The sequence below is a fragment of the Glycocaulis sp. genome (genome assembly GCF_052168375.1).
In the GTDB taxonomy this organism is placed as follows: Bacteria; Pseudomonadota; Alphaproteobacteria; order Caulobacterales; family Maricaulaceae; genus Glycocaulis.
Map to the genome: position 1 here is coordinate 1 of NZ_JBQLZR010000209.1, position 7,174 is coordinate 7,174.

The following is a 7,174-nucleotide window of genomic DNA, read 5'->3' on the forward strand; positions in this document are numbered from 1 at the left end:
GGTGTGGCGCCGAGACCACACAAGCTGGAGGGGGATAAATTCGTCGGGGGCGGTAGGGGCGGTCAACCAGACCGGGGTCTCCCGCATCGACGGGAGACCCAGAAAAACAAAAAAGCCGGTTTCCAGCTTTCGCCGGAATTACGACGAAAGACTGCATTCCTCGCATTTTCCCGGCTTGTAGCCGGTGAAACAGGTGGAGGCCAGCATCAGCCAGCTTGTGCGGGCCGATGCCGGGTTCCCGGGCTTGACCCGGGATCCATCTGTGAATTTGCGGGACTTCCCTTAGGCCCCGGCTCGGGGGCGGGGCCCCGGTAGTGAGGTCAGTGGAAGACCAAAAACCCTAGGCTGCCGCCTCGCCGTCGCCGGAGGCGGTTTTCAGTGCCGCTTCTGCCTCGGCATCGCCGCGCGGACGGCGGGGCTTGCGGGCGCGGGCCGGACGCGGAGCCTCGGGCTGATCGCCTTCGCCCTGGCTGGAAGCAGGCGCTTCGGATGCGCCCGGATCGACCATGCGCAGTGGATCGGAGGGGGCGTTGTCAGAGCTGTCGGCCTGCGGCTTGTCGCGGCCGTCTGCATTCGCGCGGTTTTCGCCATCCTGACGGCGGCGCGGTCCCCGCTCGCGGCGGCCACGCGGCTGGCGGTCACCGCCGGAGCGTTCCTGACGCTCGCCATCCTCGCCGTCCTGATTCTGGCGGCCGGCATTGTGCGCGTTACGATCGTTGCGGTCGTCGCCATCCTCGTTGTCATCATTGTCGTCATCGTTCACATCGCGCTCTTCACGGCGCGGCTGGATGACCTGCAGGATGCGGAAATAGTGCTCGGCGTGCTGGTAGTAATTCTCCGCCATCACCCGGTCGCCCGAGGAGGAGGCATCGCGCGCCAGCTGGAGGTATTTTTCATAGATATGGGCGGCATTGCCCCGGATCTTCACGTCCGGACCATTGCTTTCGAAATTGCGATTGCCCTGATTATTGTTGGGCTTACGCCCACGGCCGCGTTGACGCTTCATGTCGTGGTGGGTCCTCATTTTGTGACCGACATCTTTTTTCAGATTACCTGTCCGTTCTGGCCCCGCCTTGCGGGCCCTGGCCAAATGGCCGGGTAGCGCCAAGCCATGACACACCTGTGGGCCGGTGGCACATGTCTCTGCAAGATGAGAGCCGGTATTACAGCGGGGAGCGCTTGCCACTTTTCAGTTGTAACAGCCCTGTCCCGGCGCGCCACAACCGCTGTATCGCAATCAACCTAGACTCATCTGCAAGTCATTTCCAAGTCTTTTTCAGTCATGGACACAAAGGACCCGGTCTCGCCCGCCAAGGTCGGTCAGGATACGGGACTGGCTCCAGCCTGTCTCGCGCGCCAATGCCAGTGCCGCCCGGCCCTGATCGTGGCCAATCTCGAACAGGGCGTGGCCGCGCGGAGCCAGAAGACGGCGTGCCTCGCGCAGAAGGTGGGGGTAGGGCTCCAGCCCGTCCTTGCCGCCATCAAGGGCGAGGCGCGGTTCATGATCGCGCACTTCCGGCTCCAGCCCGGCAATGACGTCAGGATCGATATAGGGCGGGTTGGAGACAACGAGATCAAACTTGCCCGCGATACCGTCCGCCCAGCTTGTCTCTTCAAACCGTATGCGCGCCTGCAGTCCGGTGCGGCCCGCGTTCCGCTTCGCGATGCTCAAGGCTTCGGGCGAAATGTCGGTCGCCACGGCTACGGCGTCTGGCAATTCACTGAGGAGCGCCAGGGCGATGGCGCCCGAACCGGTGGCAATGTCGAGAATGCGCAACGGCCCCTTGCGGTCCTTCACGGTTTCAAGAGCTGCCGCCACAAGCGTCTCGGTATCGCTGCGCGGGGTCAGCACATCGCGCGTGACAATCAGATCCAGCGTCCAGAAGGGCTGGGTGCCGATGATCTGTGACAGGGGCTCGCGTGCCGCGCGACGGGTAATCAGGGCCTCGAAACGGGTGATTTCGTCAGCGCTCAAGGTGGCTTCGCCGCGCGCAATCATGCCTGCCGCATCCAGGTTCAGGGCGTGGCGCAGAAGCGCGCGGGCATCCTCGCGTGCATCCTCGATGCCGGCGGCGGCAAGGCGGTTCGTAGCGGCTTTGAGCAGGGTGGGGATCATGTGGAAACTGGCACCCTTTCACCTGCCACTTCGTCACCCCCGCGCAGGCGGGGGTCCAGAGTTGAAGCCCGAAAACCTTGGGTAGGCGGCTCTGGTTTCCCGCCTGCGCGGGAACGACGAATACTATTTCAACCCTCGTCCATGGCGGCGAGGCGCGCGGCCTGATCCTCGGCCAGCAGCGCGTCGATCACTTCGCCGAGAGCCTCGCCGGCCACGATCTCCGGCAGCTTGTAGAGCGTCAGATTGATGCGGTGATCGGTGACGCGCCCTTGCGGATAGTTGTAGGTGCGGATGCGCTCTGACCGGTCGCCGGAGCCGACCTGGCCCTTGCGCTCGGCGGCCCGCGCGGCATCCTTCTCCGCGCGCTCCTTTTCATAGAGCTTGGTCTTGAGCACCTGCATGGCGATAGCGCGGTTCTGGTGCTGGGACTTTTCCTGGCTGATCACCACGATCCCGGTGGGAAGGTGGGTCATGCGCACAGCCGAATCCGTCTTGTTGACGTGCTGGCCGCCTGCGCCGGAGGCCCGCATCGTGTCGATGCGGATGTCCTCGTCGCGAATCTGGATGTCGACATCTTCCGGTTCCGGCAGAACGGCAACCGTCGCGGCGGAGGTGTGGATGCGTCCGCCCGCTTCGGTGGCTGGCACGCGCTGGACGCGGTGCACGCCGGATTCAAACTTCAGCTTTCCGAACACGCCGCGCCCGTTGACCGAGGCGATGACCTCCTTGTAGCCGCCCACCTCGCTATCACTGGCGGAGAGCACCTCGACCTTCCAGCCCTGCTTGGAGGCGTGGCGCTGGTACATGGAGAAGAGGTCGCCGGCAAAGAGCGCGGCCTCGTCGCCGCCAGTGCCGGCACGGATTTCCAGGATGACGCTCGCCTCGTCATCCTTGTCCTTGGGCAGGAGGAGGAGTTGCAGCTCGCGCTCAATCTCGGGGATGCGCTCCTTCAGTTCGGCGCGTTCTTCCTGGGCCAGCTCGGCCATGTCCTTGTCGCCGCCCTCGGCGATGATGGCTTCGGCCTCGGCAAGGCCTGCGCGCGCGGCTTTCAGTTCGCGGGCCTTCTCGGTCACGTCCTTCAGCTCGGAATGCTCGCGCGACAGGCGCACGATTTCCTCGCCATCGGCAGCCGCGCCAAGGCGCGCCTCGATCTGGTCGAAGCGGTCGAGAATCTGTTCAAGTTTCTGGTCGGGCAAACGCATGGGACTGGCGATACACCCTACATGCGCGCGCGTTCAAGCGAGGGAATCACACCTGGATGGTCGTAATCGGCCATGCGGGCGAGAACATCGCCCACATCCTCGCCGGAAAACAGCATCGCGCGGTGCTTGGCTTGCACAAAGCCATCGGCCTGCATCCGGTCGAGAAAAGCCAGCAGCCCGTCATAATAGCCGTTCACATTGATGAGCCCGACCGGCTTGGTGTGACGGCCGAGCGCGCTCCAGGTCCAGATCTCGAACATCTCCTCCATCGTGCCAATGCCGCCGGGCAGGGCGATGAAGGCATCGGATTCCTCGGCCATGACGTGCTTGCGCTCATGCATGGAGGTAACGACGCGCATGTCTGTCACGCGCGGATGGGCGATCTCGCGATGGTGGAGAAAGTCGGGGATCACGCCGGTGACCGCGCCGCCGGCATCAACCGCCGCATCGGCCAGAACGCCCATCAGGCCCACCTGACCGCCGCCATAGACCAGCCGGTAGCCCTCACTTGCCAGATGGAAGCCCACGGCCTTTGCCGCTTCGGCATAGGCGGGATGCCCGCCGGGGCTCGCCCCGCAATACACACAGATCGATTTCATGGGCTGGTGTTTAGCGGCGGGGGAGGATTCGGGGAAGGGGGAAGGCGTTCTCCGCCGGGGTTCGCCTCTCTTTGCGTTTCCCCGACGAAAGTCGGGGTCCAGTTCTTCTTGATGGTCAGCCCATCCGGGCTTTGCTCCTCGCATTAGCTCGGGCGCGCGTTCGCGCTTTTCGGCGCTGCGCGCCGGGGAACCTCTATCTCGTCGTTCCCGCGCAGGCGGGAACCCAGAGCCGCTGGCAACCGTCAGAGCCTTATGATCTCTGGACCCCCGCCTGCGCGGGGGTGACGAGGTGGAGAGTTTGAGCGGGAAACCGGATGAATCTGGCGGTCAGATTACAACCGGGTTCCCGGACTTGCCTGTCCCCGTGAAAACGGGGAACCCGGGATCCATCTGTCCAGTCTGCGGGATGTGGCATGGGTCCCCCGTCGGGGCGGGGGACCCCGGTTGCATAAAATACCAGGGGATCAGACCGCGAAGCGGCCTGCAAGCGCGATCGCGCGGATGCCCCGGAGCATCAGGGATAAAACCCTACCCCTGCCGTTCGACCAGCAATTCCTTGATGTGGCCGATGGCTTTGGCCGGGTTCAGGCCTTTCGGGCACACATTGGTGCAGTTCATGATGGTGTGGCAGCGATAGAGCTTGAACGGGTCTTCCAGCTCATCGAGGCGCTCGCCGGTGGCTTCGTCGCGGCTGTCGGCGATCCAGCGATAGGCCTGCAGCAGCGCAGCCGGGCCCAGATACTTGTCGGAGTTCCACCAGTAGGACGGGCAGGCCGTCGAGCACGAGGCGCAAAGGATGCACTCATAGAGCCCGTCGAGCTTTTCGCGGTCCTCGACAGACTGGCGCCATTCACCTTGCGGGGTCGGCGTCGTCGTCTGGAGATAGGGTTTGATGCTGGTCAGCTGGGCGTAGAAATTGGTCAGGTCCGGGATCAGGTCCTTGATCACCGGCTGGTGCGGCAGCGGTGAGATGGTGACGCTGCCCTTGTAGTCGTCGATGGCTGCGGTGCAGGCAATCGTGTTGCGCCCGCCAATATTCATCGAGCACGAGCCGCAAATCCCCTCGCGGCACGACCGGCGGAAGGCGAGCGTGGAATCGATCTCGTTCTTGATGAAGAACAGCGCGTCCAGAACCATCGGCCCGCATCTGTCCATGTCCACCTCATAGGTGTCCCAGCGCGGGTTCTCGCCCGTATCCGGGTCATAGCGGTAGACCTTGAAGGTGCGCGTGTTCTTCGCGCCTTCCGGCTTCGGCCAGGCCTTGCCTTTTTTGACTTGCGAGTTTTTCGGCAGCGTCAGCTGGACCATGTCAGTCGTCCTGTTTGCGGGCGGTCTAGTAGACCCGGGCCTTGGGCTCGATATAGGCGATGTCGTTGGAGAGGGTGTATTCGTGCACCGGACGGTCACCCAGCGTGACCTTGCCGGTCTTTTCCTCATACCAGGCGAGCGTGTGCTTCATCCATTGCGTGTCATCGCGGTCGGGGAAGTCCTCGCGGGCGTGGGCGCCGCGGCTTTCGGTGCGGGCCGCTGCCGAGTTCACGGTGACGGCGGCCTGGGCGATCAGATTGTCGAATTCCAGCGCTTCGACCAGGTCCGTGTTCCAGATCAGCGAGCGGTCCCTGATCGCAATATCGGCCGAGCCGGAGACCACCTTGGCGATACGCTCCACACCTTCGTCCAGCACGTCCTGCGTACGGAAGACGGCGCAGTTTTCCTGCATGGCGCGCTGCATGTCGAGGCGCAGCTTCGCGGTCGGGGTGCCGCCATTGGCGTTGCGGAAGCGGTCAAAGCGGGCAAGCGTCGCCTCGCCCGCATCCTTGGGCAGTTCCGCCTGCGTTGCGCCGGACTGCGTCGTCTCCGCGCAGCGAAGACCGGCCGCGCGGCCGAACACGACGAGGTCGATGAGCGAGTTGGAGCCGAGGCGGTTTGCCCCGTGCACCGAGACGCACGCCGCTTCGCCCACGGCCATCAGGCCGGGCACGACATGGTCAGGATCGCCGCCGACTTTGGTCAGCACTTCGCCGTGATAATTCGTCGGGATACCGCCCATATTGTAGTGGACGGTCGGCAGGACCGGGATCGGCTCGCGCGTCACGTCCACACCGGCAAAGATTTTCGCGCTTTCCGAAATGCCGGGCAGGCGCTCGTGCAGCACTTTGGGATCAAGGTGATCGAGGTGCAGGAAGATGTGGTCCTTGTTGGGGCCGACGCCGCGTCCTTCGCGGATCTCCACCGTCATGGAGCGCGAGACAACGTCGCGGCTGGCAAGGTCCTTGGCGGAAGGGGCATAGCGCTCCATGAAGCGCTCGCCTTCGGAGTTGGTGAGATAGCCGCCTTCGCCGCGCGCGCCCTCGGTGATGAGGCAGCCAGCGCCATAGATGCCGGTCGGGTGGAACTGGACGAACTCCATGTCCTGCAAAGGCAGGCCGGCGCGCAGCACCATCGCATTGCCGTCACCGGTGCAGGTGTGGGCAGAGGTGGCGGAGAAATAGGCACGGCCATAGCCGCCGGTGGCGAGGATCGTTTTTTGCGCGCGGAAGCGGTGCAGCGTGCCGTCATCGAGCTTCCAGGCGGTGACGCCGCGGCAGGCACCTTCCTCGTCCATGATGAGATCAAGCGCGAAATACTCGATGAAGAACTCGGTCGAGTGGCGCAGGGACTGGCCATAGAGCGTGTGCAGGATGGCGTGGCCGGTCCGGTCAGCGGCGGCGCAGGTGCGCTGCACCGGGCCTTCGCCGTAATTGCGGGTCATGCCGCCAAAGGCGCGCTGGTAGATCTTGCCCTCTTCGGTGCGCGAGAAGGGCACGCCCCAGTGTTCAAGCTCGTACACGGCGGCGGGCGCCTCGCGGCAGAGATATTCGATGGCGTCCTGGTCGCCCAGCCAGTCCGACCCCTTGACGGTGTCGTACATGTGCCAGCGCCAGTCATCCTCGCCCATATTGCCGAGGCTGGCCGAGATGCCGCCTTGCGCTGCGACCGTGTGGGAGCGCGTCGGAAACACCTTGGTGATGCATGCGGTCTTCAGGCCGGCCTGCGCGGCGCCAAGGGCTGCACGAAGGCCGGAGCCGCCTGCGCCCACCACGACAACGTCAAACGAGTGGTCGATCCATTTGTAGTCAGACATCGAAACCTGCTCCTAGCGCGCCAGCGCGAGTACGGAATAAAGAACTGCGATCCACAGGCCTGCGGTCACGAAGGTGTTGAGGATCAGCAGCGCCGCCTTGGTGGCGGGCTTGTAGATGTACTCCCCGACAACC

General features: G+C 64.2%; 6 protein-coding genes. All 6 read right to left on the reverse strand.

Features of this window, described 5'->3' with window-relative positions; genetic code table 11:
- Window positions 1-340 precede the first annotated feature (340 nt).
- The 6 genes from ACTS2Z_RS08170 to sdhA all read right to left on the reverse strand — a co-directional run bounded on the left by ACTS2Z_RS08170 (window position 341) and on the right by sdhA (window position 7,041).
- A complete protein-coding gene (locus ACTS2Z_RS08170) occupies window positions 341-1,006 on the reverse strand; it encodes a DUF4167 domain-containing protein (RefSeq protein WP_442572721.1) in 666 nt (221 codons plus the stop codon).
- A gap of 270 nt (window positions 1,007-1,276) precedes the next feature.
- On the reverse strand, window positions 1,277-2,116 hold the full coding sequence (gene prmC / locus ACTS2Z_RS08175) for a peptide chain release factor N(5)-glutamine methyltransferase (RefSeq protein ID WP_442572722.1): 840 nt from the start codon (window positions 2,114-2,116) through the stop codon (window positions 1,277-1,279).
- Window positions 2,117-2,244: 128 nt separating this feature from the next.
- Complete coding sequence (gene prfA / locus ACTS2Z_RS08180) at window positions 2,245-3,318, reverse strand: peptide chain release factor 1 (protein WP_442572723.1); 1,074 nt, start codon at window positions 3,316-3,318, stop codon at window positions 2,245-2,247.
- Window positions 3,319-3,335: 17 nt separating this feature from the next.
- A complete protein-coding gene (locus ACTS2Z_RS08185; RefSeq protein ID WP_442572724.1) occupies window positions 3,336-3,917 on the reverse strand; it encodes a TIGR00730 family Rossman fold protein in 582 nt (193 codons plus the stop codon).
- A 528-nt stretch (window positions 3,918-4,445) separates the two neighbouring features.
- Window positions 4,446-5,225, reverse strand: a complete 780-nt coding sequence (locus ACTS2Z_RS08190) for a succinate dehydrogenase iron-sulfur subunit (RefSeq protein ID WP_442572725.1) — start codon at window positions 5,223-5,225, stop codon at window positions 4,446-4,448.
- Window positions 5,226-5,250: 25 nt separating this feature from the next.
- Window positions 5,251-7,041 (reverse strand): succinate dehydrogenase flavoprotein subunit, encoded by a 1,791-nt coding sequence (sdhA, locus tag ACTS2Z_RS08195; RefSeq protein WP_442572726.1) that lies wholly within the window; start codon window positions 7,039-7,041, stop codon window positions 5,251-5,253.
- Between the last annotated feature and the right edge of the window lie 133 nt (window positions 7,042-7,174).

Coding starts and splice junctions, on each gene's coding strand:
- ACTS2Z_RS08170 (WP_442572721.1), bottom strand. CDS start 1,006: ATGAAGCGTCAACGCGGCCGTGGGCGTAAGCCCAACAATAATCAGGGC.
- prmC (WP_442572722.1), bottom strand. CDS start 2,116: ATGATCCCCACCCTGCTCAAAGCCGCTACGAACCGCCTTGCCGCCGCC.
- prfA (WP_442572723.1), bottom strand. CDS start 3,318: ATGCGTTTGCCCGACCAGAAACTTGAACAGATTCTCGACCGCTTCGAC.
- ACTS2Z_RS08185 (WP_442572724.1), bottom strand. CDS start 3,917: ATGAAATCGATCTGTGTGTATTGCGGGGCGAGCCCCGGCGGGCATCCC.
- ACTS2Z_RS08190 (WP_442572725.1), bottom strand. CDS start 5,225: ATGGTCCAGCTGACGCTGCCGAAAAACTCGCAAGTCAAAAAAGGCAAG.
- sdhA (WP_442572726.1), bottom strand. CDS start 7,041: ATGTCTGACTACAAATGGATCGACCACTCGTTTGACGTTGTCGTGGTG.